This is a genomic window from Nocardioides ferulae (assembly GCF_003660455.1).
GTDB classification, from domain to species: Bacteria; Actinomycetota; Actinomycetes; order Propionibacteriales; family Nocardioidaceae; genus Nocardioides; species Nocardioides ferulae.
Map to the genome: position 1 here is coordinate 344,453 of NZ_QZVR01000001.1, position 21,689 is coordinate 366,141.

The 21,689-nt window shown below is 72.9% G+C and carries 23 protein-coding genes; 16 read left to right on the forward strand and 7 right to left on the reverse strand.

The window, feature by feature from the left end; all coding sequences use genetic code 11:
- The first annotated feature begins 48 nt into the window (after window positions 1-48).
- Window positions 49-951, forward strand: coding sequence for a phosphotransferase (locus D6B71_RS01665; RefSeq protein ID WP_121251348.1), 903 nt, complete (start codon window positions 49-51; stop codon window positions 949-951).
- Between the two features lie 598 nt (window positions 952-1,549).
- Here D6B71_RS01665 and ypfJ read toward each other — a convergent pair.
- Entirely contained in the window at window positions 1,550-2,470 is a 921-nt protein-coding gene (gene ypfJ, locus D6B71_RS01670; protein WP_121251350.1) for a KPN_02809 family neutral zinc metallopeptidase, read from the reverse strand.
- Window positions 2,471-2,589: 119 nt separating this feature from the next.
- Here ypfJ and D6B71_RS01675 point away from each other — a divergent pair, with 119 nt between their 5' ends.
- The 5 genes from D6B71_RS01675 to D6B71_RS01695 all read left to right on the forward strand — a co-directional run bounded on the left by D6B71_RS01675 (window position 2,590) and on the right by D6B71_RS01695 (window position 9,139).
- Complete coding sequence (locus D6B71_RS01675) at window positions 2,590-4,188, forward strand: ABC-F family ATP-binding cassette domain-containing protein (RefSeq protein ID WP_121251352.1); 1,599 nt, start codon at window positions 2,590-2,592, stop codon at window positions 4,186-4,188.
- A 243-nt stretch (window positions 4,189-4,431) separates the two neighbouring features.
- Window positions 4,432-5,592 (forward strand): glycoside hydrolase family 6 protein, encoded by a 1,161-nt coding sequence (locus D6B71_RS01680; RefSeq protein WP_164519493.1) that lies wholly within the window; start codon window positions 4,432-4,434, stop codon window positions 5,590-5,592.
- Between the two features lie 69 nt (window positions 5,593-5,661).
- The gene (locus D6B71_RS01685) at window positions 5,662-6,453 is read left to right on the forward strand and encodes an enoyl-CoA hydratase/isomerase family protein (RefSeq protein ID WP_121251355.1); all 792 of its coding nucleotides are present in this window, start codon (window positions 5,662-5,664) and stop codon (window positions 6,451-6,453) included.
- A 33-nt stretch (window positions 6,454-6,486) separates the two neighbouring features.
- The gene (locus D6B71_RS01690) at window positions 6,487-8,364 is read left to right on the forward strand and encodes an ABC transporter ATP-binding protein (protein ID WP_121251868.1); all 1,878 of its coding nucleotides are present in this window, start codon (window positions 6,487-6,489) and stop codon (window positions 8,362-8,364) included.
- A gap of 19 nt (window positions 8,365-8,383) precedes the next feature.
- Window positions 8,384-9,139: an SDR family oxidoreductase gene (locus D6B71_RS01695; protein WP_121251357.1), complete on the forward strand. Its 756-nt coding sequence runs from the start codon at window positions 8,384-8,386 to the stop codon at window positions 9,137-9,139.
- Here the strand turns inward: D6B71_RS01695 and D6B71_RS01700 are convergent.
- Window positions 9,025-9,894, reverse strand: a complete 870-nt coding sequence (locus tag D6B71_RS01700; RefSeq protein ID WP_121251359.1) for an SURF1 family cytochrome oxidase biogenesis protein — start codon at window positions 9,892-9,894, stop codon at window positions 9,025-9,027. The genes D6B71_RS01695 and D6B71_RS01700 overlap by 115 nt on opposite strands.
- A gap of 64 nt (window positions 9,895-9,958) precedes the next feature.
- Here D6B71_RS01700 and moaA point away from each other — a divergent pair, with 64 nt between their 5' ends.
- Window positions 9,959-10,957 carry a GTP 3',8-cyclase MoaA gene (gene moaA / locus D6B71_RS01705; RefSeq protein WP_206051499.1) on the forward strand — a complete coding sequence of 333 codons (999 nt, stop codon included), beginning with the start codon at window positions 9,959-9,961 and terminating at the stop codon, window positions 10,955-10,957.
- 120 nt (window positions 10,958-11,077) lie between these two features.
- Here the strand turns inward: moaA and D6B71_RS01710 are convergent, their stop codons facing one another.
- A complete protein-coding gene (locus D6B71_RS01710; RefSeq protein WP_121251361.1) occupies window positions 11,078-11,293 on the reverse strand; it encodes an acetone carboxylase in 216 nt (71 codons plus the stop codon).
- On the reverse strand, window positions 11,290-11,682 hold the full coding sequence (locus D6B71_RS01715) for a DUF3099 domain-containing protein (RefSeq protein ID WP_121251363.1): 393 nt from the start codon (window positions 11,680-11,682) through the stop codon (window positions 11,290-11,292). The genes D6B71_RS01710 and D6B71_RS01715 overlap by 4 nt, the downstream gene beginning before the upstream one ends.
- 69 nt (window positions 11,683-11,751) lie before the next feature.
- On the opposite strand from D6B71_RS01715, the gene D6B71_RS01720 reads away from it, so the two are divergent.
- The 4 genes from D6B71_RS01720 (at window position 11,752) to D6B71_RS01735 (ending at window position 14,231) form a co-directional block, all read left to right on the forward strand.
- Window positions 11,752-11,967: a dodecin gene (locus D6B71_RS01720; protein ID WP_121251365.1), complete on the forward strand. Its 216-nt coding sequence runs from the start codon at window positions 11,752-11,754 to the stop codon at window positions 11,965-11,967.
- A gap of 93 nt (window positions 11,968-12,060) precedes the next feature.
- Window positions 12,061-12,804, forward strand: coding sequence for a 3-oxoacyl-ACP reductase FabG (fabG, locus tag D6B71_RS01725; RefSeq protein ID WP_164519494.1), 744 nt, complete (start codon window positions 12,061-12,063; stop codon window positions 12,802-12,804).
- A 69-nt stretch (window positions 12,805-12,873) separates the two neighbouring features.
- Complete coding sequence (gene fabI, locus D6B71_RS01730; protein ID WP_121251369.1) at window positions 12,874-13,644, forward strand: enoyl-ACP reductase FabI; 771 nt, start codon at window positions 12,874-12,876, stop codon at window positions 13,642-13,644.
- Window positions 13,645-13,712: 68 nt separating this feature from the next.
- Window positions 13,713-14,231, forward strand: coding sequence for a SixA phosphatase family protein (locus D6B71_RS01735; RefSeq protein WP_240640925.1), 519 nt, complete (start codon window positions 13,713-13,715; stop codon window positions 14,229-14,231).
- Between the two features lie 509 nt (window positions 14,232-14,740).
- On the opposite strand, the gene serB is transcribed toward D6B71_RS01735, so the two are convergent.
- Together serB and D6B71_RS01745 are read right to left on the reverse strand one after the other, a co-directional pair.
- On the reverse strand, window positions 14,741-15,961 hold the full coding sequence (gene serB / locus D6B71_RS01740; RefSeq protein WP_121251373.1) for a phosphoserine phosphatase SerB: 1,221 nt from the start codon (window positions 15,959-15,961) through the stop codon (window positions 14,741-14,743).
- A gap of 34 nt (window positions 15,962-15,995) precedes the next feature.
- Window positions 15,996-16,784 (reverse strand): hypothetical protein, encoded by a 789-nt coding sequence (locus D6B71_RS01745; protein WP_240640930.1) that lies wholly within the window; start codon window positions 16,782-16,784, stop codon window positions 15,996-15,998.
- A gap of 54 nt (window positions 16,785-16,838) precedes the next feature.
- On the opposite strand from D6B71_RS01745, the gene D6B71_RS01750 reads away from it, so the two are divergent.
- From D6B71_RS01750 to D6B71_RS01770, 5 genes are all read left to right on the forward strand, one after another.
- Window positions 16,839-17,633 carry an ABC transporter ATP-binding protein gene (locus D6B71_RS01750; protein ID WP_121251375.1) on the forward strand — a complete coding sequence of 265 codons (795 nt, stop codon included), beginning with the start codon at window positions 16,839-16,841 and terminating at the stop codon, window positions 17,631-17,633.
- A 111-nt stretch (window positions 17,634-17,744) separates the two neighbouring features.
- Window positions 17,745-18,206 carry an NfeD family protein gene (locus D6B71_RS01755; RefSeq protein ID WP_121251376.1) on the forward strand — a complete coding sequence of 154 codons (462 nt, stop codon included), beginning with the start codon at window positions 17,745-17,747 and terminating at the stop codon, window positions 18,204-18,206.
- Between the two features lie 57 nt (window positions 18,207-18,263).
- Window positions 18,264-19,406, forward strand: coding sequence for an SPFH domain-containing protein (locus D6B71_RS01760; RefSeq protein WP_121251378.1), 1,143 nt, complete (start codon window positions 18,264-18,266; stop codon window positions 19,404-19,406).
- Window positions 19,407-19,408: 2 nt separating this feature from the next.
- Complete coding sequence (locus D6B71_RS01765; RefSeq protein ID WP_121251380.1) at window positions 19,409-20,176, forward strand: sulfite exporter TauE/SafE family protein; 768 nt, start codon at window positions 19,409-19,411, stop codon at window positions 20,174-20,176.
- Between the two features lie 125 nt (window positions 20,177-20,301).
- Window positions 20,302-20,658, forward strand: coding sequence for a hypothetical protein (locus D6B71_RS01770; protein WP_121251382.1), 357 nt, complete (start codon window positions 20,302-20,304; stop codon window positions 20,656-20,658).
- Window positions 20,659-20,710: 52 nt separating this feature from the next.
- On the opposite strand, the gene D6B71_RS01775 is transcribed toward D6B71_RS01770, so the two are convergent.
- Window positions 20,711-21,661 carry an alpha/beta hydrolase gene (locus D6B71_RS01775; RefSeq protein WP_121251384.1) on the reverse strand — a complete coding sequence of 317 codons (951 nt, stop codon included), beginning with the start codon at window positions 21,659-21,661 and terminating at the stop codon, window positions 20,711-20,713.
- Window positions 21,662-21,689: the final 28 nt, after the last annotated feature.

A 21,689-nucleotide genomic window follows, 5' to 3' on the forward strand; every position in this document is an offset into this window, starting at 1 on the left:
CGGCCGCGTCGCCACGGCGGAGCGGCCGCGGTCTGCCAGGATGACGCCATGTGGCAGCCCGAGGCCGCGTGGGAGCCGGTGCCCGGCGGCACCGGTCCGTCGACCGTCGGCGTGTGGCGCTACGAGTCCGGTGGCCGGGGCTACGTCGTCAAGCGGTTGGAGCCGCCACGTCCCGGTGACCCGCACGAGCTCGCCGACCCCCACCACTCGGCGTACTGGCGGCGAGCGGCGGACGTCGCCAGGTCCGGCGCCGTGACCGACACCCCCGGGCTCCGGGCGCCGCATGTCGAGGTGCAGGAGGACGCCGAGGGGGTCACGCTGGTGCAGCCGGAGGTCGACGCGGCATCCAACGGCGGGCTGTTCGTGGCGCACAACCTGGCCCGGTTCGCCGGGGCCGACCTTGGCGACGTGCCGTGGCTGGCCGGCGACCAGCTCCGGCAGCGGCTGGCGCGCACCGAACGGCTGGGAGGGTGGCCGACGCTGGCCCGCACCACCGTCGCCGACCTCGCCTTCCGGATCTGGGAGCGCCGCCCGGTGCTGATGGCCGCCCTGGACGCACTCCCGCAGGTGCCGCAGCACGGCGACCCGGTGCCGGACAACCTGCGCGGCCGTCTGGGTGACGACGTGCTGGCGATCGACTGGTCCACGGTCGGCACCGGCCCGGTGGGCGCCGACCTGGGCTACTGGGCGCTGTCGGCGCGCGAGGAGTACGACCCGCTGGTCGACGCCTACTGCGGCGGGCTGCCGCCCGGTGTGGCCGACCGCGAGCAGGTGCTGCTCGGTGCGCGGATCACCACGGTCTACACGGTGCTCAGTCGTGCGGAGTGGGCGCTGGCCCGCGCTGCGATGGGGGAGGGGGCGCTAGCCGGGAAGTACCGCCATCCTGCCGTCGCCCCGCACCTGCGGGCGCTGCAGCGGCACTTCCCGCAGATCGAGTCGCTCCTCGGTTGATCCGGGTCGGTGGTGGCACGCTGACCTGTCGCTCGTGGTGGGTGTTTGCGCGGTGACCTGTCGCTCGTGGTGGGTGGTGGCGCGGTGACCTGTCGCTCGTGGTGGGGGTTTGCGCGCTGACCTGTCGCTCGTGGTTGGTGTGGCCGCCGCTGCGCGGCGGGCTTTCCGCTGCGCGGGGCTTCGTGGTGCTGGTGAGTCCGGTGGCGTGTGTGGGTGGGGTGGGTCGGCTGCGTCGGAGGGGGCCCCGGCCGGCCAACCACCCGCTCCGCTCGTTCCTCACGGAGCGGGGCCAGGCCCATCCACGGCCGTCCGGGGGCCCCCTCCGTCTCCGCCGCCCCACCCCGCGCTCGGCGCCGGGCTCACCGCAGCCCCGGGGTGGGGGTGGGTTTCGCGGCTGCGTCGCGATGACTCGGGGTGGTCGGCCAGGCCCATCCACGACCGTCCGGGGGCCCCCTCCGTCTCCGCCGTCCCGCCTCGCGCAGGCGCCGGGCGCACCGCCGACCCGGGGTGGGGGTGGATTTCGCGGCTGCGCCGCGATCACCCGGTCGACGCTCTCGACAACACGGTCGGTCTCGACCCGCCCACGGGCACCCTCAGGTCACAGGTCGTTGGTGGCCCAGGTGTCGCACGCGGCGAGCGTGCCCTCGTCGAACCCGGTCTGGAACCACCGCATCCGGGACCTCGCCGAGCCATGGGTCCACGACTCCTCGGTCACCTGGCCGCCGGTCTTCTGCTGGATCCGGTCATCGCCGACCGCCGCGGCGGCGTCGAGGGCCTCGGTGATGTCGGCCTGATCCAGCTCGGCGAAGAGCTCCTGACCTCCGTCGTCCTCGGTGCGGGTCGCGGCGGCGGTCCACATGCCGGCGTAGCAGTCGGCCTGCAGCTCCAGGCGCACCGCGTCGCTGGTGGGGCCCTGCTGGGTCTTCACCCGGCCCATCGCGCCGAGCAGGTTCTGGATGTGGTGGCCGTACTCGTGCGCGAGGACGTACGGCTCGACGAAGTCCCCGCCCGGCCCGCCGAGCTGGCGCTCGAGCACCGCCTCGAAGAAGGTCGTGTCGAGATAGATGGTCTCGTCGGCCGGGCAGTAGAACGGTCCGACGTCGGAGCTGGCGTTGCCGCACGAGGTGGCGACGGAGCCGGAGAAGGTGGTGATCGACTCCGCGGCCCGGAACTGGCGGTCGCCCTGGTCGGGGAGAGCCTCGGACCAGTAGTCGAAGAGCGAGTTCTCGACCGCGACGCGCGCGCAGTCCGCGCTGTTGTTGGCGTCCTCGCCGGTCTCGCACTCGGCGTACCGGTCGCTGTCGTCCATCCGGCTGGTGTCGAGCGCCGCGCCGTCCGCCCCGCCGCCGCCGAGGAACTGGGTGGCGACGATGAAGATCACCACCAGCACGATGCCGCCGATGCCACCGCCGACGCCGACTCCCGCGGGGATCGGCATGCCCCCGGCGCGACTCCCGCCCCCACGTCCGCTCTGGCGCACCCGGCTGGTGTCGAGCCGGGCCTTCGGGTTGAACCTCATCGCTGCTCCTCGTGCTGAGTCCGGGCGCTCTCCGGCGACCCCGTGGCCGGACCGCGGGACGCAGCGACGGTACCCACAATTCTGTCGCGACCCGGCGCGCACCTAGGATGAGGTACCTCATGATCACCGCTCACCAGCTCGAGGTCCGTGCCGGCGCGCGACTCCTCATGGAGAACGTCAGCTTCCGCGTCGGGCCCGGCGACAAGGTGGGCCTGGTCGGTCGCAACGGCGCCGGCAAGACCACGCTGACCAAGATCCTCTCCGGCGAGGCCCAGCCCGCAGCCGGATCCGTGCACGCCACCGGCGACGTCGGCTACCTGCCGCAGGACCCGCGCACCGGCGACCCCGAGGTGCTGGCTCGCGACCGGATCCTCTCCGCCCGCGGCCTCGACGACGTCGTACGCCGGCTGCGCGAGGCCGAGGCCGAGATGGGCAGCGACGACCCCAAGGTGCGCGAGCGGGCGATGAAGCGCTACTCGCGGGCCGACTCCGAGCTGCACGCGGGCGGGGGCTACTCCGCGGAGTCCGAGGCCGCGCAGATCGCCTCCAGCCTCGGCATCGAGGAGCGCATCCTGGGCCAGCAGCTCAAGACGCTCTCCGGCGGACAGCGGCGCCGGGTCGAGCTGGCCCGGATCCTCTTCTCGGGCGCCGACACGCTGATCCTCGACGAGCCGACCAACCACCTCGACGCCGACTCGATCGTGTGGCTGCGTGAGTTCCTCAAGAGCCACAAGGGCGGGCTGATCGTGATCAGCCACGACACCGGCCTGCTGGAGAACACGGTCACGAAGGTGCTGCACCTCGACGCGAACCGCGCCGTGATCGACGTCTACAACATGGGATGGCGGCCCTACCTGCTGCAGCGCGAGACCGACGAGAAGCGTCGCAAGCGTGAGCGGATGAACGCCGAGAACAAGGCCAAGACGCTCACCGACCAGGCCAACAAGATGCGGGCCAAGGCCACCAAGGCACAGGCCGCTCAGTCGATGCTGAAGCGGGCCGAGAAGCTGCTCGCCGGCGTCGAGGGGGAGCGGGCCGCCGACAAGGTCGCGCACATCAAGTTCCCCGCCCCCGCCCCCTGCGGCAAGACCCCGCTGACCGCCCGCGAACTGTCGAAGTCCTACGGCTCGCTGGAGGTCTTCACCGACGTCGACCTGGCCATCGACCGGGGCTCGCGGGTGGTGATCCTCGGTCTCAACGGCGCCGGCAAGACCACGCTGCTGCGCATCCTCGCGGGCGTCGACGAGCCCGACACCGGGCAGGTGCTGCCCGGCCACGGGCTGAAGGTCGGCTACTACGCCCAGGAGCACGAGACCCTCGACACCGGCCGGTCGGTGCTGGAGAACATGCACAGCGCGGCGCCGCAGCTCACCGACACCGAGGCCCGCTCGGTGCTCGGCTCGTTCCTGTTCTCCGGCGACGACGTGCACAAGCCGGCGAAGGTGCTCTCCGGTGGCGAGAAGACCCGGCTCGCGCTGGCCAGCCTGGTGGTCTCCAGCGCCAACGTGCTGCTGCTCGACGAGCCCACCAACAACCTCGACCCGGCCTCGCGCGAGGAGGTGCTGGCCGCGATCCGCAGCTACGAGGGCGCGATCATCCTGGTCACCCACGACGAGGGCGCCGTGCACGCCCTCGAGCCCGACCGGGTGCTGATCCTCCCCGACGGCGTCGAGGACCTCTGGAGCCCCGAGTACGCCGACCTGGTCAGCCTCGCCTGACCGCGCGGCGTCGCGGGGGTCGAGCGGCCGAGGACGGAGGATCACCGGATATCCGGTGATCCCCGCGCTTCACACGGGTTGCAGCGCGTGTGAAGCGCCAACAGCGCGGGTGAAGTCCCGGCCTCGGGCGCCGGACGAGCCCGCTCGGCTCAGGCAGGTGGCCCCGCCGGCCGATGGAGCAGCCGGACCGGTCCTGACATGCTCGGGGCAGCAGCCGGGCACCGAGCGGCGGAGGAGGACCACATGCATCTCGGGAACAGTCACCACCCACGCCGTGACCGGCGCCGCCCGCACCGCCTGGCCGCCGCGCTCGCCGCCGGGGCGCTCGCGATCGGCGTACTCACCACGGCGCCTTCGTCGGCCGGCGCCTCCCGAGCGTCGACGGCGCCCTCAGCCAGTGAGGCGAGCGCCCCGGACGAGCGTCGCGCGCGGGCCGGGGACAACCCGCTGGCCGGCCACCGGATGGGGGTCTACAAGGGCCCGATGGAACAGGCCTGGGAGCCCTACCAGCGCGCCAGCGGCAAGAAGAAGCGGCTGCTGGCCAAGATCGCGCTGCGCCCCAAGGCCAAGTGGTTCGGCGCCTGGATCCCCGCCCGCGACATCGCCGGGAAGGTCCGCGACTACATCGAGAACTCCACCGGCGGGGACCCGGACGTGCTGGTCCAGATGACCGTGTTCCGGATGGTGCCCTGGGAGCAGGAGACCTGCCAGCGGCTGCCCACCCGCAAGGAGCGCCGTGCCTACAAGCACTGGATCCGGCGCTTCGCGAGCGCGATCGACGACACCCACACCGCGATCATCCTGCAGCCCGACGGGCCGTTCGCGCTGTGTGCGCCGGGCGGGTCCAAGGTGCCGTCGCGGCTGGTGGCCTACGCCGCCGAGGAGCTCAGCCGCCCGGCGAACAGCAGTGTCTACATCGACGTCGGGGCCTCCGACTGGCCCAAGGACGACCCCGAGACCGCGGCGACCATCCTGGTCCGGGGCGGCATCGAGCACGCCCGCGGGTTCGCGCTGAACGCCACCCACTACGTCTCGGTGGCCGACGACATCGAGCACGGCGCCAGGGTGGTCGACGAGCTCGCCCGGCGCGGGCATCCCGGCAAGCACTTCGTGGTCAACACCGCCCAGAACGGCCGGCCGTTCCTGTTCGGCGAGGCCCGCGGCTCCCACCCCAACAACGCCAAGGTGTGCGCGACCAAGCGCGAGCGCAAGTGCGTCACGCTCGGCATCCCGCCCACGACGGCGGTGGCCGCCGAGCGCTGGGGGCTCAGCGCCGAGAACCGCCGTCGGGCCCGGGAGCACGTCGACGGCTACCTGTGGTTCGGCCGGCCGTGGCTCCACATGCAGACTGACCCGTTCTCGATGAAGCGGGCCCTGGCGGTGGCTCGGACGACGCCGTACTGAGCCCACCACGGGTTACCCACGGGTAGCCCGGGGCGACGAGTGGGGGTGGCGCTTCCTACACTCCTCGGCATGACCCCCGACGAGCTCGCCGCGGCCGGACTGCGGTACGACGTGAACGGCGCCGTGGCGACCGTGACCCTGGACCGACCCGAGGTGCGCAACGCACAGACCCCGACGATGTGGCGGGCGCTCGCCGCGCTGGGGGAGCAGGTGGGCGACGACGTCCGCGTCGTCGTGCTCCGCGGCTCCGGGCACAGCTTCTCCGCCGGCCTGGACCGGGCCATGCTCGACGCCACCGGCAGCGACGGCACCGAGACGGTCGCCGGCCTGCTGCGCCTCGACGACGCCGAGTTCTCCGCCACCATCGACGACTACCAGCGCGGCTTCACCTGGCTGCGCGACTCGCGGTTCGTCTCGATCGCGGCCGTCCAGGGCTACGCGATCGGCGCCGGCTTCCAGCTCGCGCTCTCGTGCGACCTGCGGGTGGTCAGCGACGATGCGCAGTTCTCCATGAAGGAGTCCGCGCTCGGTCTGGTGCCCGACCTCACGGGAACAAAGCCGCTGGTCGAGTGCGTTGGCTACGCCAGGGCCCTCGAGATCTGCGCCACCGCACGCATGGTCGGTGCGGAGGAGGCAGTCCGGATCGGCCTGGCACACACTGCGGTGCCGGCCGCCGACCTGGAGACCGCCGTCGCCGAGCTCGCCGGGGCCTTGACCGCCGCGCTGCCCGGCGCGGTCCGAGAGACCAAGGCGCTGCTCCTGGGAGCGGACCAACGGCCCCTCGACGAGCAGCGGCGGCTCGAACGGGAGGCTCAGATCCGCAGGTTCCGGGAGGTGGCGGCCCTGATGGCCGGTGGCTGACCGGCCTTCGCGAGAGGAGAGGACGTGTCCGGCATGCAGGGCATGGGCCCGATGATGCGCACCATGCGCCAGGACCGCAGCGTGGTGAACAGCCGGCTCGAGCGGGGCACGGTCAAGCGCATCCTCGGCTTCGCCGCGCCCCACCGGCGGTTGATCACCGCGTTCCTCGCGCTCACCGTGGTCGACGCGGCCATGGTCGTGGTCGTCCCGCTGCTGGTGCAGCGCATCGTCGACGACGGCATCCTGGACGGCGACCGGGGCCTGGTCACCGTGCTGGCGTTCGCGATGGCGGGGGTGGCCGTCTTCAACGCGCTCCTCGCGGTGGTGACCGGCTACCTCTCCTCCCGCATCGGCGAGGGACTCATCTTCGACCTGCGCACCCAGGTCTTCGGCCACGTGCAGCGCCAGTCGCTGGCCTTCTTCACCCGCACCCAGACCGGGGCCCTGGTCTCCCGGCTGAACAACGACGTGATCGGCGCCCAGCGCGCCTTCACCTCGACGCTCTCCAGCACCGTCTCCAACTCGATCTCGGTGGTCGTCGTCGGGGTGGCGATGTTCGCGCTCAGCTGGCAGGTCACCCTGCTGTGCCTCTCGCTGTTCCCGCTCCTGCTGCTGGTCTCCCGGTTCGTCAGCGCCCGCCTGGCCGGGCTCACCCGGCAGCAGATGGACGGCAACGCCGACCTCGGCAACGCGATGACCGAGCGGTTCAACGTCGGCGGCGCGATGCTGCTCAAGCTCTTCGGACGCCGCGCCGACGAGGACCGGCTCTTCGCGACCAAGGCGGCGGTCGTGCGCGACCTCGGCATCCGGATCTCGCTGGTCACCCGCATCTTCACCGCCGCGATGATGGCGGTCCCCGCGATCGCGACCGCGCTTGTCTACGGCGTCGGCGGCCAGCTGGCGATCAGCGACGCACTCACCGTCGGCACCCTGCTCGCGCTCGCCACGCTGCTGCTGCGGCTGCTCGGCCCGCTGCAGGGGCTCTCCAACGTGCGCATCGACGTGATGACCGCCCTGGTTAGCTTCGAGCGGGTCTTCGAGGTGCTCGACCTGCCCTCGTTGATCCAGGAGTCGCCCGACGCCGCGGCCTTGCCGGCGTCCGCGGCGAGCCTGGAGTTCGACCATGTGTCGTTCTCCTACCCACGCGCCGACGAGGTGTCGCTGGCCTCGCTCGAGGTGGTCGCCCGCACCGAGTCGCGTGACTCCGGCCCGGTGCTCCACGACATCACCTTCCACGCCGAGCCGGGCCAGATGATCGCGCTGGTCGGCCCCTCCGGTGCCGGCAAGACCACGGTCACCCACCTGGTCGCCCGGCTGTACGACGTCGACGAGGGCGCCGTGCGCGTCGGAGGGCATGACGTGCGCGAGGTGACGCTGCAGTCGCTCGAGGACGCGGTGGGCTACGTCACCCAGGACGCCCACATGTTCCACGACACGATCCGGGCCAACCTGCTCTACGCCCGCCCCGAGGCCGGCGACGACGAGGTCTGGGCGGCGCTGGAGGCCGCGCAGGTGGCCACGCTGGTGCGCGGACTGCCCGACGGGCTCGACACGGTCGTCGGCGACCGTGGCTACCGGCTCTCGGGCGGGGAGCGGCAGCGGCTCGCGATCGCCCGGCTGCTGCTGAAGGCTCCCGCGATCGTCGTCCTCGACGAGGCCACCGCCCACCTCGACAGCGAGTCCGAGGCGGCCGTGCAGCAGGCCCTCGACGCCGCGCTCGAGGGCCGCACTTCACTCGTCATCGCCCACCGGCTGTCCACGGTTCGCGGCGCCGACCGCATCCTGGTGCTCGACCGGGGCCGGATCGTGCAGTCCGGCACCCACGCCGAGCTGCTGGCCGCCGGCGGGCTCTACGCCGACCTCTACCGCACCCAGTTCATCGACGACACGGCCGTAGTGACCACGAGCTGATCGTCCTAGAGTCGCCCCCATGGACCTGCAGCTGCGCGAGCGTGTCTACGTCGTCACCGGAGGGGCTCGCGGGCTCGGCCGGGCCACCGTCGAGCGGCTGGTCGTCGAGGGCGCGCGGGTGGTGGTCTCCGGGCGCTCCGCCGCGTCGCTCGCCGCGGCCCAGGACTCCCTCGGCGACGCGGTGACCACCGTCGTCGCCGACAACGCCGACCCGGCCACCCCCGGCCGGCTGATCGCCGCCGCCCGGGAGCGGTGGGGACGCCTCGACGGCGCCCTGGTCAGCGTCGGCGGCCCGCCGCCCGGACCGGTGACCGCGGCCACCGACGAGCAGTGGACCTCCGCGTTCCACAGCGTCTTCCTGGGCGCGGTGCGGCTGTGCCGCGAGATCGGGGCCGAGCTGGGCGACGGCGGCTCCCTGGCGCTGGTGCTCTCCTCCAGCGTCCGAGCCCCCATCGCCGACCTCGCGATCTCCAACGGGCTGCGCCCCGGCCTCGCGATGGTCGCCAAGACCCTCGCCGACGAGCTCGGCCCGCGCGGCGTCCGCGTCAACGGGCTGCTGCCCGGACGCATCGCCACCGAGCGCATCGACGAGCTCGACGCCGCCACCGGCGACGCGGCTGCCTCCCGGGCCCGGGCGATCGCCACGATCCCCCTGGGCCGCTACGGCGAGCCCGAGGAGTTCGGCCGGGTGGCGGCCTTCCTGCTCTCGCCGGCCGCCTCGTTCGTTTCCGGTGTGATGCTCCCGGTCGACGGCGGCATGCTGCGGGTGCTCTGACCCGGCGCCGGCCTGCCCCGCTTGCGACCCGTCGTACGACGCCACTCGTCCCAGATCAGATAGCCGAAGCCGCCGAGGCCCAAGACACCGAAGAACCACCACTGCAGCCCGTAGAAGAAGTGCGGGCCGTTGTCGAGCTCGGGCAGCTCGACCGGCTCGAGCGGCTGCGCCGGGGGTGGGTCCTCCGAGCGCAGCTCGACCCACCCGGTGAACACCTCGCGGCCGATGGCCTCGCCGATGACCTCGCTGTTCACCGCCCGGGTGGACATGTCGTCGACCTCGGTGCTGGCCCCGGTGCCGTCGGCGCGGACGTAGCCGGTCACGGTGACCTCGCCGGCCGGGGGATCGGGGATGTCGGCCTCGTCGCCACCGCGGTTGTCGGTGGCCAGCCAGCCGCGGTCGACCAGCAGGGTGGTGCCGTCGGTGGTCACCAGCGGCACCACGACGTCGATGCCCGAGGCGCTGTCGCGGGTGCGGTAGCGCACGATGACGGTGTCCTCGGGCGCGTAGCTGCCGGTGGCGGAGACGACCCGCCACTCGTCGTCCTCGGAGACCGGCTCGCCGGGCGCGAGCACCTCGGCGACGGGCGCGGGGGGCTTGTCCTCGTTCGCCCGGATCACCGCGTTGTCGGCCTTGCGGTCCTCGAGACGGCCGAACTGCCACTCGCCGAGCCACCAGGTGCCGTAGGCCACGACACCGATCGCGACCGCGAACAGGGCCCAGCGCCGGCTGAGCAGGAAACCCAGGGAGCGCACCGCTCGAGGTTATCCGGCGCACGGGGGATGCCCGATGTGAGGGGCGGGCGCCTATGCTGGCGCGGTGACGACTCGGCTGCTGGAGGACCGCTACGGCAGGGTGGCGAGCGACCTTCGGGTCTCTCTCACCGACCGCTGCAACCTGCGCTGCTCCTACTGCATGCCGCCCGAGGGCCTGGACTGGCTGCCCGACGACTCCGTGCTCACCGACGACGAGGTGGTCCGGCTGATCGGCATCGGCGTCCGACAGCTGGGCATCCGCGAGGTCCGGTTCACCGGTGGCGAGCCCCTGGTACGCCGCGGGCTCGTCGACATCGTGCGGCGCACCCGCGAGGTCGGGCCCGAGGTCGAGATCTCGCTGACCACCAACGCCCTGGGGCTCACCCGCACCGCTCGGGGGCTCGCCGAGGCCGGGCTCGACCGGGTCAACGTCAGCCTCGACACGGTCCGCGCCGAGACGTTCGCCGCGATCACCCGCCGTGACCGGCTGGGCGACGTGGTCGACGGCCTGGCTGCCGCGCACGAGGCGGGCCTGGGGCCGGTGAAGGTGAACGCGGTGCTGCTGCGTGGTCTCAACCACGACCAGGGCCCCGAGCTGCTGCGCTGGTGCCTGGCGCGCGGCTATCAGCTGCGGTTCATCGAGCAGATGCCGCTCGACGCCCAGCACGGCTGGTCGCGCGAGACGATGATCACCGCCGACGAGATCCTGGCCGGGCTGGAGCGCGAGTTCGACCTCGCGCCGGCGACCGAGCCGCGGGGGAGCGCCCCCGCCGAGCTGTTCCTCGTCGACGGCGGCCCGGCCACCGTCGGCGTCATCGGGTCGGTGACCCGGCCGTTCTGCGGCGACTGCGACCGGGTGCGGCTCACCGCCGACGGCCAGGTGCGCAACTGCCTGTTCGCCCGCGAGGAGTCCGACCTGCGTGGTGCGCTGCGCGCCGGCGCGTCCGACGACGAGATCGCCGAGCGCTGGGTGGTCGCGATGCGCGGCAAGGCCGCCGGCCACGGCATCGACGACCCGACCTTCCTGCAGCCGGACCGGCCGATGTCGGCCATCGGCGGCTGACGGAGCGTGTCGAGACCGTCCACCGCGTCAGCGGGGACGTCGATGGTGAGCGATGCGGCTCGAGGAGTCGATCGTTCCCCGACACGCCGACGAACGGCGTGAATCAGTGACCGGTCGCGGTCAACCGCCGTGCGCGACGACGTCCTTGAGGAAGCCCCGGGCACCCAGGAAGTCCGAGAGCGACTCACGGTGGTCGTCGCAGGCCAGCCACACCTTGCGTCGGTCGGGGGTGTGCAGCTTCGGGTTGTTCCACAGCAGCTGCCAGGTGGCCGGCGCCTGACACCCCTTCGCGGAGCAGACCGCCACCTCGGGCCCCTCGCCCTCGGCCGCGGTCATCGATGCCCCGCGCGCGGCTCCGCCGCATGCTCGACCGGGGTGTCTGCCGGGGTGTCTGCCCGGGTGTCTGCCGGGCCGCCGACGGGACCTGTCGCCCCGAGCTCGGGCCGGTAGGCGGTGTCGGGCAGGTCGACCGCGTCGGTGCCATGGAAGTGCACGTTCGCGACGACCACCGCGACGTAGGGCAGCCCCACCGCGCCCACGATCAGGATCCAGCACAGCCACCACAGCCCGAACCCGGCGCCGGCGACCACGGCCCCCACGAAGCACGCGGTGCGCAGCATCATCGACCACACGTAGCGGCGCTGCCGCGCGGCAATGCTGTCGTTGCGGCTCGACGCCGCGGTCGTGATGCGGATGGCGTCGTCCCGGCGCTGGTCGCGGGCCATGGGTGCCATCGTACGTCGGCCCCCGTGGCTACGATCGGGCTCCCACCCCAGCAGCCGACGGAGACCACCATGACCAACCGCACCTACCGCGTCACCGAGATCGTCGGCACCTCGCCCGACGGCGTCGACGCCGCGATCCGCAACGGCCTGTCGCGGGCCAGCCAGACGCTGCGCCACCTCGACTGGTTCGAGGTCACCCAGGTCCGTGGCCAGATCAAGGACGGCGAGGTCGAGCACTTCCAGGTCGGCATGAAGGTCGGCTTCCGGCTCGAGGACGACGAGTGAGCACCCACGAGTGAGCCGGCGCCGGCGGCCGTGACCCGGGCGCCCGGCGCGCGCGTTCGGCGTACCCTGCGGTAATCGCTAGCGTCACCGAACGTGAGCGAGACGACACCCCCGACGAGCCCCGAAGCACCGCACGGCCGCTCGGTGCTGGTCACCGGCGGCAACCGCGGCATCGGCCGGGCGGTCGCCGAGGCGTTCCTGGCCCAGGGCGACCGGGTCGCGGTCACCACCCGCAGCGGCGGCGCACCCGACGGCGCCCTCGACGTACGCTGCGACGTCACCGACCCCGGGTCCGTCGAGGCCGCCTTCGCCGAGGTCGAGGCCGCGCACGGCCCGGTGGAGGTGCTGGTCGCCAACGCCGGCATCACCGCCGACACGCTCGTCCTGCGGATGTCGGAGGAGGACTGGTCGAGCGTCGTCGAGACCAACCTCACCGGCTCGTTCCGGGTCGCCAAACGCGCCGCCAAGGGCATGCTGCGGCTGCGCCGGGGCCGGATCGTGTTCATCTCCTCCGTCGTGGGGCTGCTCGGCTCGGCCGGTCAGGTCAACTACGCGGCCTCCAAGGCGGGCCTGGTCGGCATGGCCCGGTCGTTGGCGCGCGAGCTGGGCTCGCGCTCGATCACCGCGAACGTGGTCGCCCCCGGCTTCGTCGAGACCGACATGACCGCGGTGCTCACCGACGACCAGCGCGCCGCCATCAAGGCGCAGGTGCCGCTGGGCCGCTACGCCGCGCCGGGCGAGGTGGCCGCCGCGGTCACCTGGCTCGCCGGGGAGGGCGGCGGCTACGTCACCGGCGCGGTGATCCCGGTCGACGGCGGGCTCGGCATGGGCCACTAGCGCTCGCAGCGGGGAGCGCGAGCGCTCCCGACCATCGACCACAGACAGAGGGAGCAGAGGGAGACGAGCATGGGCATCCTCGAGGGCAAGCGGATCCTGGTCGCCGGCGTGACCATGGACTCCTCGATCGGCTTCGCGACCGCGAAGGTCGCGCAGGAGCAGGGCGCGACGGTGCTGATCTCCAACTTCGGGCGGGCGCTCGGCATCACCCGCCGGATCGCCAAGCGGCTCCCCGTCGAGCCGCCGGTGCTCGAGCTCGACGTGACCGACGAGGAGCACCTGGGCCGCCTCCCCGATCTGGTGCGCGAGCATGTCGACGGCCTCGACGGCGTCGTGCACTCGATCGCCTACGGCAACCCCGAGACGCTGCTCGGCGGCAGGTTCCTCGACGGCCCCTGGCCCGACGTGGCCCAGGCGGTCCAGGTCTCGGCGTACTCCCTGAAGTCGCTGGCGACCGCCTGCCGTCCCCTGCTCACGCCCGGGTCGGGCGTCGTCGGGCTCACCTTCGACGCCACGGTGGCCTGGCCCGCCTACGACTGGATGGGCGTGGCGAAGGCCGGGCTGGAGTCCTGCGCCCGCTACCTCGCTCGCGACCTCGGACCGGAGGGGGTGCGGGTGAACCTGGTCTCGGCCGGGCCCCTGCGCACGCTCGCAGCCAAGGCCATCCCCGGCTTCGAGGAGCTCGACGCGATGTGGTCGAGCCGGTCGCCGCTGGGGTGGGACAACACCGACCAGGAGCCCACCGCACGAGCGGTCTGCGCGCTGCTGTCGGACTTCTTCCCGGCCACGACGGGTGAGATCGTGCACGTCGACGGCGGCTTCCACGCCATGGGCGCCTGACCGGCCCGACACGCCCGATGACCGACCCGGCGCCGGATCCCGTGGCCGCGACTGAGAAACTGGATCCCGTGCAGCAGCCACAGTCGCGGGTGATCGTGGTGATGCGGCACGCCCAGGCCGAGGACACCGCGGCCAGCGACTTCGAGCGGCGGCTCACCGACCGCGGACGCCGCGACGCTCAGGCCGCCGGCCAGTGGCTGCGCGCGCACGGCACCGTCGTCGACCACGCGCTGGTCTCGGCGGCCGCCCGCGCCAGCGAGACCTGGGCGCGCCTCGCGCACGGCGCCGGCTGGGAGCTCACCCCCGACCTCGACCGTGGCCTCTACTCCGCCGGGCCGGAGAGCGCGCTCGATCTCGTGCGGGCGGTGCCCGACGAGGTCTCGACGTTGCTGCTCTTGGGGCACAACCCGACCGTCGCCCTGCTGGCCCAGTTGCTCGACGACGGCGAAGGCGACGCCGAGGCCGGCAACCAGCTGGCGATGGGCTATCCGACCGGGGCGATCAGCGTGTTCCGCCTCGAGGGTCCTTGGGCCGACCTCGGGTCGGGCTCGGCGAGTCTGACTGCCTTCCACGTGCCGCGCGGCTGACCCGTCACCTTTGGTGGTTGTCTGGGCGCTGACCTGCCGCTCGTGGTGGTCGGGAGGCCGGTGACCTGCCGTTTGTGGTGGTCGGGAGGTCGGTGACCTGCCGTTTGCGGTGGTGGGACGGGGACAACCTCCCGCGTGCCGTCCCGGGGCCGGACGGTCGACGGCACACCCTGAGATGGCAGGTCAGCGCGGACCCACCGACCACGAGTGGCGGGTCAGCGCGGACCCACCGACCATGAGTGGCGGGTCAGCGTGGATCCACCGACCATGAGTGGCGGGTCAGCGTGGATCCACCGACCACGAGTGGCGGGTCAGCGCGGACCCACCGACCATGAGTGGCGGGTCAGCGTGGACCCACCGACCACGAGTGACGGGTCAGCGTGGATCCACCGACCACGAGTGGCAGGTCAGCGTGGATCCACCGACCACGAGTGGCGGGTCAGCGTGGATCCACCGACCACGAATGGCGGGTCAGCGCGGATCCACCGACCACGAATGGCGGGTCGGGGTCAGAGCGGGGGAGCGGGAGTGATGAAGCCGGCCTCGGCGTCGGCCGCCTCGACCTCCTCGCGGGAGATGCCGAGCAGATAGACGATCGTGTCGAGGTAGGGCACGTTGACGGAGGTGTCGGCCGCGTCGCGCACCACCGGCTTGGCGTTGAAGGCGATGCCGAGCCCGGCGGCGTTGAGCATGTCGAGGTCGTTGGCGCCGTCGCCGATCGCGATCACCGCGGCCTCGGGCACCCCCGACTCGGCGGCGAACTCGCGCAGGGCGGCGGCCTTGCCGGCCCGGTCGACGACCGCACCGACGATCTCACCGGTGATCGTGCCGTCGACGATCTCGAGCTCGTTGGCGCGGGCGAAGTGGATGCCCAGATCCGCGGCGAGCCGATCGGTGATCTGGCTGAAGCCGCCCGAGACGATCGCGAAGCGATAGCCGAGCCGGGCCAGCGTGCGCACCATCGTCCGGGCGCCCGGGGACAGCACGATCTCGTCGTACACCTCGTCGAGCACGGCCGCGTCCAGGCCGGCCAGCAGCTTGACCCGGGCCCGCAGCGAGGCCTCGAAGTCGAGCTCGCCGCGCATCGCCGCCTCGGTGATCTCGGCGACCTGCGCCTCGCAGCCGGCGTGTGCGGCGAGCATCTCGATCACCTCACCCTGGATCAGGGTCGAGTCGACGTCCATCACGATCAGCCGCATGCCGCGCCGCATCAGCGTGGCGGGCTGCACGGCGAGGTCGACGCGGTGCTGGGCGGCCTCGGCGGCGAGCGCGGTGCGCAGCGCGGCCGTGTCGACGCCGGAGACGTGCAGGTCGATCGCGGTGACCGGGTAGCGCGCCATCCGCTCGATGCGGTCGATGTTGGCGCCCAGGTCGGCGACCCGCCCGGCGATCGCCGCGACCGCCCGCGCGCTCAACGGGCTGCCGATCATCGTGACGTGGGAGCGCCCGTCGGAGCGGCGGCTGTTATCGCCGACACCTCGCTCGACGTCGACGCTCATGCCCAGCGTGCGCCCCGTCTGGTGCACCTCCTCGGCGAGCCGTCGCCAGTCGCGCGGCGCGGTGACGAGGAGCCCGAGGATCAGGCGCCCGCGGAGCACGATCTGCTCGATGTCGACCACCTCGACGCCGGCGTGGGCGAGCGTGGCGAAGATCGAGGAGGTCACGCCCGGCCGGTCCTTGCCGGTGAGCGTGATCAGCAGGGTCTCGGGCCGCGACGTGGTCTGGGTCATCTCGCCCCGAAGGCTATCGCTGGCACCGTGGCGCTCAGTCCGGCGGCCAGACCTCGGGCGAGCAGGCCGCGGTGAGCGCCCGTCGTCCGGCTCGCTCCAGGGGGACCAGCGCGGAGCGCCGCCGCTCCATCTCTTGCGCCGTGACGGCGCCGCCGTCGTCCTCGAGCGCGAGCTCGGCGATCTCCAGGGCCTGCAGCCCGCGGGCCGCCAGCTCCACGCAGCGCGCCGGCACGCCCTCGGGGGCGGTGAGCCGGTCGCGGTGGCGCAGGTCCATCAGCCGGTCGGCGACCTCGGGCCGCCAACGGGCGACGTCGAGGGCGGCCAGCTCGTCGGCGGTCTGGAGCAGCGCGGCGCGGAGCGCGCGGTCGGCCTCGCCGACGTCGGGCAGCTGCCGGCGCTCGGCCCGGTGGGCCACCCAGGCGACGGCCGCGCCGGTGCGCACCGGAACCAGACCCACACCGCCCACCTCGAGACCGCCGTCGAGCAGCGCCACGATGGCGCGGCCCTCCTCGAGCGCGGCGTGGTTGAAGGCCGGGGGCCCACCCAGCCCCACCGGGTCACCCTCGACGGGGAACGAGGCACCGAGAGACCGCGCCCCCTCGACCCGGAGCCGGCCGAGCCCGGTCACGAGCGGCTCGGCGACCGGCTCGGCGGTCGGGTCACCGCCGAGCAGAGCGGCCAGCCCGACCACCGTGTGGGTCGCGTCACCGCCGATCACCGCGTCGACCATGAGGTCGGCGACCACGTGTCCGCGCAGCCAGGCGGTGCCCCACCAGGCGAGACGTCCGGCGTCGGGCAGGGCGTCGGGTGCGGCATCGGTCACGGGCGGTGAGGATACGCGCGGCCGGCCTCCGGGTCGCTCGCTAGGGTGACGGGCATGGCCGCAGTCCTGGAGTTCGCCGGTGTCACCGTCCGACGCGGCCAGGCCACCTTGCTCGACGGCGTCGACTGGGTGGTCGAGGAGGACGAACGCTGGGTGATCCTCGGCCCCAACGGGGCCGGCAAGACGACCCTGCTGCAGGTCGCCTCGGCCCAGCTGCACCCGACGTCCGGCGTGGCGGGCATCCTCGAGGAGGTCCTCGGGACCGTCGACGTCTTCGAGCTGCGCCCGCGCATCGGGCTGACCAGCGCCGCGCTCGCCGAGCGCATCCCGCGCGGCGAGCGGGTGCACGACGTGGTCGTCTCCGCGTCGTACGGCGTGGTCGGCCGCTGGCGCGAGGAGTACGACGACCTCGACCACGACCGGGCCGCGTCATTGCTGACCGAGCTGGGCGCCGGCCACCTGTCCGACCGCACCTTCGGCACGCTGAGCGAGGGGGAGCGGAAGCGGGTGCAGATCGCCCGGGCCTTGATGGTCGACCCCGAGCTGCTGCTGCTCGACGAGCCGGCGGCGGGGCTCGACCTCGGCGGCCGGGAGGATCTGGTGTCGACGCTGTCGGTGCTGGCCATGGACGCCGAGTCGCCGGCGACGGTGCTGGTCTCGCACCACGTCGAGGAGATCCCGCCCGGGTTCACCCACGCTCTCCTGCTGCGGCAGGGGCGGGTGGTCGCCGGTGGGCTGCTGGACCACACCCTCACCGAGGAGAACCTCTCGGCCACCTTCGGGATGCCCTTGGCGCTCACTCACACCGACGGCCGCTGGGCGGCTCGCAGACAGACGCGGCACCGCTGAGCCGCATCCACCGACCTTCGCCTGCTGCGCGCACGCCGCGTATCGGTGGATCCGGCCCGAGTGCCCCCGGGCCCGCCCCGCCGTGCGCGGCCGAGGGCTAGGGTTTCGGACATGGACTGGCTCAGCGACCATGCATGGGCGGCCTGGCTCGGTCTGGCGATGACGCTGGGCGTGCTCGAGATGTTCAGCCTCGACCTGATCCTGCTGATGCTCGCCTTCGGCGCCATCGCGGGCATGACCACGGCCGCGCTCGGGGCCGGGCTGGTGCTGCAGGTGCTGGTCGCCGCGGGGGCCTCGGTCGCGACGCTGGCCGTGGTCCGCCCAGCGCTGGCCAAGCGGCTGCACGGCGGCCCCGAACTGATGCTCGGCCACGGGAAGCTGGTCGGCCAGCAGGGCCTGGTGACCCAGCAGATCAGCGGGCTCGAGCACGGCCGGGTGAAGCTCGCCGGCGAGATCTGGTCGGCCGCGCCGTACGACGAGTCGCTGACCATCGCCGCCGGCGAGACCGTCGAGGTGCTGCAGATCAAGGGCGCCACCGCCTACGTCCACCCCGTCCAGCGGCTGGAGCCCTGAGTCTCCTCCGGCCGTCCCATCGAGCTTGCACCACCCGCCTCAGGCAAAGGAGAACCCATGGGCGTCGTCATCCTCGTCCTGCTCGCGCTCGCGCTGCTGTTCGTCGTCGTCGTGCTCGCGAAGACGGTGCGCATCGTGCCGCAGGCCCGGGCCGGCATCGTCGAGCGGTTCGGCAAGTACAAGCAGACCCTGCCCGCCGGTCTGAACTTCGTCGTGCCGTTCGTCGACAAGGTGCGCTACCTGATCGACCTGCGCGAGCAGGTGGTGAGCTTCCCGCCGCAGCCGGTGATCACCGAGGACAACCTGGTGGTCTCCATCGACACCGTCATCTACTTCCAGGTCACCGACCCCGTCGCGGCCACCTACGAGATCGCCAACTACATCCAGGCGGTCGAGCAGCTGACCATGACCACGCTGCGCAACATCGTCGGCGGCATGGACCTCGAGCAGACGCTGACCAGCCGCGAGGAGATCAACAGCGGTCTTCGCGGGGTGCTCGACGAGGCCACCGGCAAGTGGGGCATCCGGGTCAACCGGGTGGAGATCAAGGGCATCGACCCGCCGCCCTCGATCAAGGACGCGATGGAGAAGCAGATGCGCGCCGACCGTGACAAGCGCGCGCTCATCCTCACCGCCGAGGGCCAGCGACAGTCCGCGATCCTCACCGCGGAGGGCAACAAGCAGTCGGCGATCCTCAACGCCGAGGGCGACCGGGAGTCGCAGATCCTGCGCGCCCAGGCCGACCGCGAGTCGGCGATCCTGCGCGCACAGGGCGAGGGCCAGGCCATCCAGACGGTGTTCCAGGCCATCCACGACGGCCAGCCGGACCAGGCGCTCCTGGCCTACCAGTACCTCCAGATGATGCCGAAGATCGCCGAGGGCGACGCCAACAAGGTGTGGATCGTGCCCAGCGAGATCGGCAAGGCGCTGGAGGGCCTCGGGTCGACGATGAACCAGCTGCAGGGCATCCCGCAGGACGTCGAGGGCCCGCGCACCCGGGTCGACATGGGCTCCCGCGAACCGGAGAGGCCCAGCTGGGACCGCGCGTCCAGTGACGCGCATGCCGCCGTGCAGGCCGCGATCGCCGAGGCGTCCTCCGCCGCGGCGACGACCGGTCCCAGCGAGCGGCGCGATGCCCCGCCGTCGACCCCGCGGTCGACCCCGCCGACGCCTCCGCAGGAGCCGCCCGCGACGATGTGAGCGTGACGACGCTCGAAGCCGCCGCCATCCTGCTCGCCGGAGTGGGAGCCGGCACGATCAACACCGTGGTGGGGTCGGGGACGCTGGTGACGTTCCCGACCCTGCTGGCGTTCGGGGTGCCGCCGGTGACCGCGAACGTGTCGAACACGATCGGCCTGGTGCCGGGCTCGCTCTCCGGAGCGTGGGGCTACCGTCGGGAGCTGGCCGGCCAGCGGGCCCGGGTCGTGCGGCTGGCCTCGGCGTCGCTGCTCGGCGGCCTGGCCGGCGGACTGCTGCTCCTGGTGCTCCCCGAGGACGCCTTCGCGGCCATCGTGCCGGCGCTGATCCTGCTCGGCCTGGTCCTGGTGGTCTTCCAGCCGCGGATCTCCGCGTGGGTGGCCCGGCGGCACGACGAGGTCAGCGAGCAGCGGGCCGTGCACGGTGCCTGGTGGGTGTGGCCGGCGGTGCTGCTCACCGGCGTGTACGGCGGCTACTTCGGCGCCGCGCAGGGCGTGCTGCTGATGGCGGTGATGGGCATCGGCATCTCGGAGTCGCTGCAGCGGCTCAACGCCACCAAGAACATCCTGGCCGCCATGGTCAACGCCGTCTCGGGGGTGCTGTTCGCGGTCGTCGCCGACGTCGACTGGCTCGTGGTGCTGCTGATCGGGGTCGGCTCGGTCATCGGCGGGCAGATCGGGGCCACCGTCGGACGCCGGCTCCCCGGCCCGGTGCTGCGGGCGGTCATCGTGCTCGTGGGCACGGTCGCGCTCGTCGCGTTCCTGCTCGGCTGAGGGACGGCCGCCTGCACGTGCGCCGGGTCGGTGGGGGCTGGGTCTGCAGTAGCGCCGACTCGGCCGACGACGCTGCTGGGACACCCGCGCGCGGGGTGTGAGACGGGCTCGCTAGGGTCCGGCCCATGAACCCCGTCACCGGACTCTCCCTGGGCCGCATCGCGGTCGGCGCCGTCGCCCTCGCCCGCCCGGACCTGGCCGCGAAGGCACTTCAGCTGGACGCCGCGGCCAACCCGCAGCTGCCCTACCTCTCCCGGCTGTTCGGCTCGCGCGAGGTGGTGCTCGGCACGCTGACCCTGCTGGCCACCGGCAGCGCCCGCCGCAACCTGGTGCTGGCCGGCATCCTCGTCGACGCCGCCGATGCCGCCACCGGGGTGCTCGGTGCCCGCGAGGGCCAGGTCTCCAAGCAGGCCGCGGCCGGCCTCGTGGCGCCGGCCCTCGGCGCCGTCGTCAGTGGGCTGCGGGGCCTGCGCCAGCGCTGAGCACGACCTCGAGTCGGCGCTTGGGCCGGTCGGGGGGCGTCGAGCCGGCGCCTCAGCCGACGTACGTCGAGCACCACCGGTCGAGCTCGGCGTAGACGCGCGCGCGGGGCTCGGGCTGGGAGAGCACGACGTCGTGCCGGGCGCCGGGCACCGCCACGTAGGTCACGTGCGGGCCCACCGCGGTCGCCCAGCGGCGGATGTCGGCGACCTCGAGCACGATGTCGTGGGTGTGCACCTCGGGGCCCATCTCCATCGGGCGCGCGCTCGCGCCGCTCGAGAGCACCAGCACCGGACACCGCACGTCGAGCCCCCGGTGCAGCTCGGCGTGCCCGCGCCGGATCGCACGAAGCCACCCCGCATAGACCGTGAACGACTCGACCGGCTTCCACTTCAGGTCGAACTCCCACTCGCCGTCGTGGTCGCGGTGCAGGCTGCGGGTGTAGAAGCCGCTGACCCTCCGCGGGATCTCACGCATCGGCAGGTGTCGACCGACGCCGTGGATCGCGGCGGTGCCGACCGTGCGCAGCAGCGGGTGGCCGTGCAGGTCGAACCACGGCGAGTTCAACACCATGCCGGCCAGCTCCGGCAGCCGCCGGTCGTGCACCCACAGCGGCAGCGTCAGGCCCCCCGTCGAGTGGGCCGAGACGACCACGTGGTCGTGGCCGTCGCGGCGCACCACCCGCTGCCACGCCTCGTCGAGCTCGGGGAAGTAGTCGTGCAGGTCGGTGACGTAGTTGGGGGTGTGGTGGTCGCGGATCGACCGGCCGTACTTGCGCAGGTCGAGCGCGTAGAAGTCGTAGCCCCGCCGCGTCCACCACTCGGCGTACTCGGTCTGGAAGAAGTAGTCGGCGAAGCCGTGCACGTGCAGCACCGCCCGGTTCGTCGGCGTCTCGGCACGGCGGCAGACCAGCGTGGCCACCACGTCGCCCTCCGCGTCCGCGGGGAGCTCGAGGGTCTCGGCGAGGTAGGGCTCACCGAGCACGTCGGTCACCTGCTGGCTCATGGGCAGATCCTCTCAGCCGCCGGGTGGC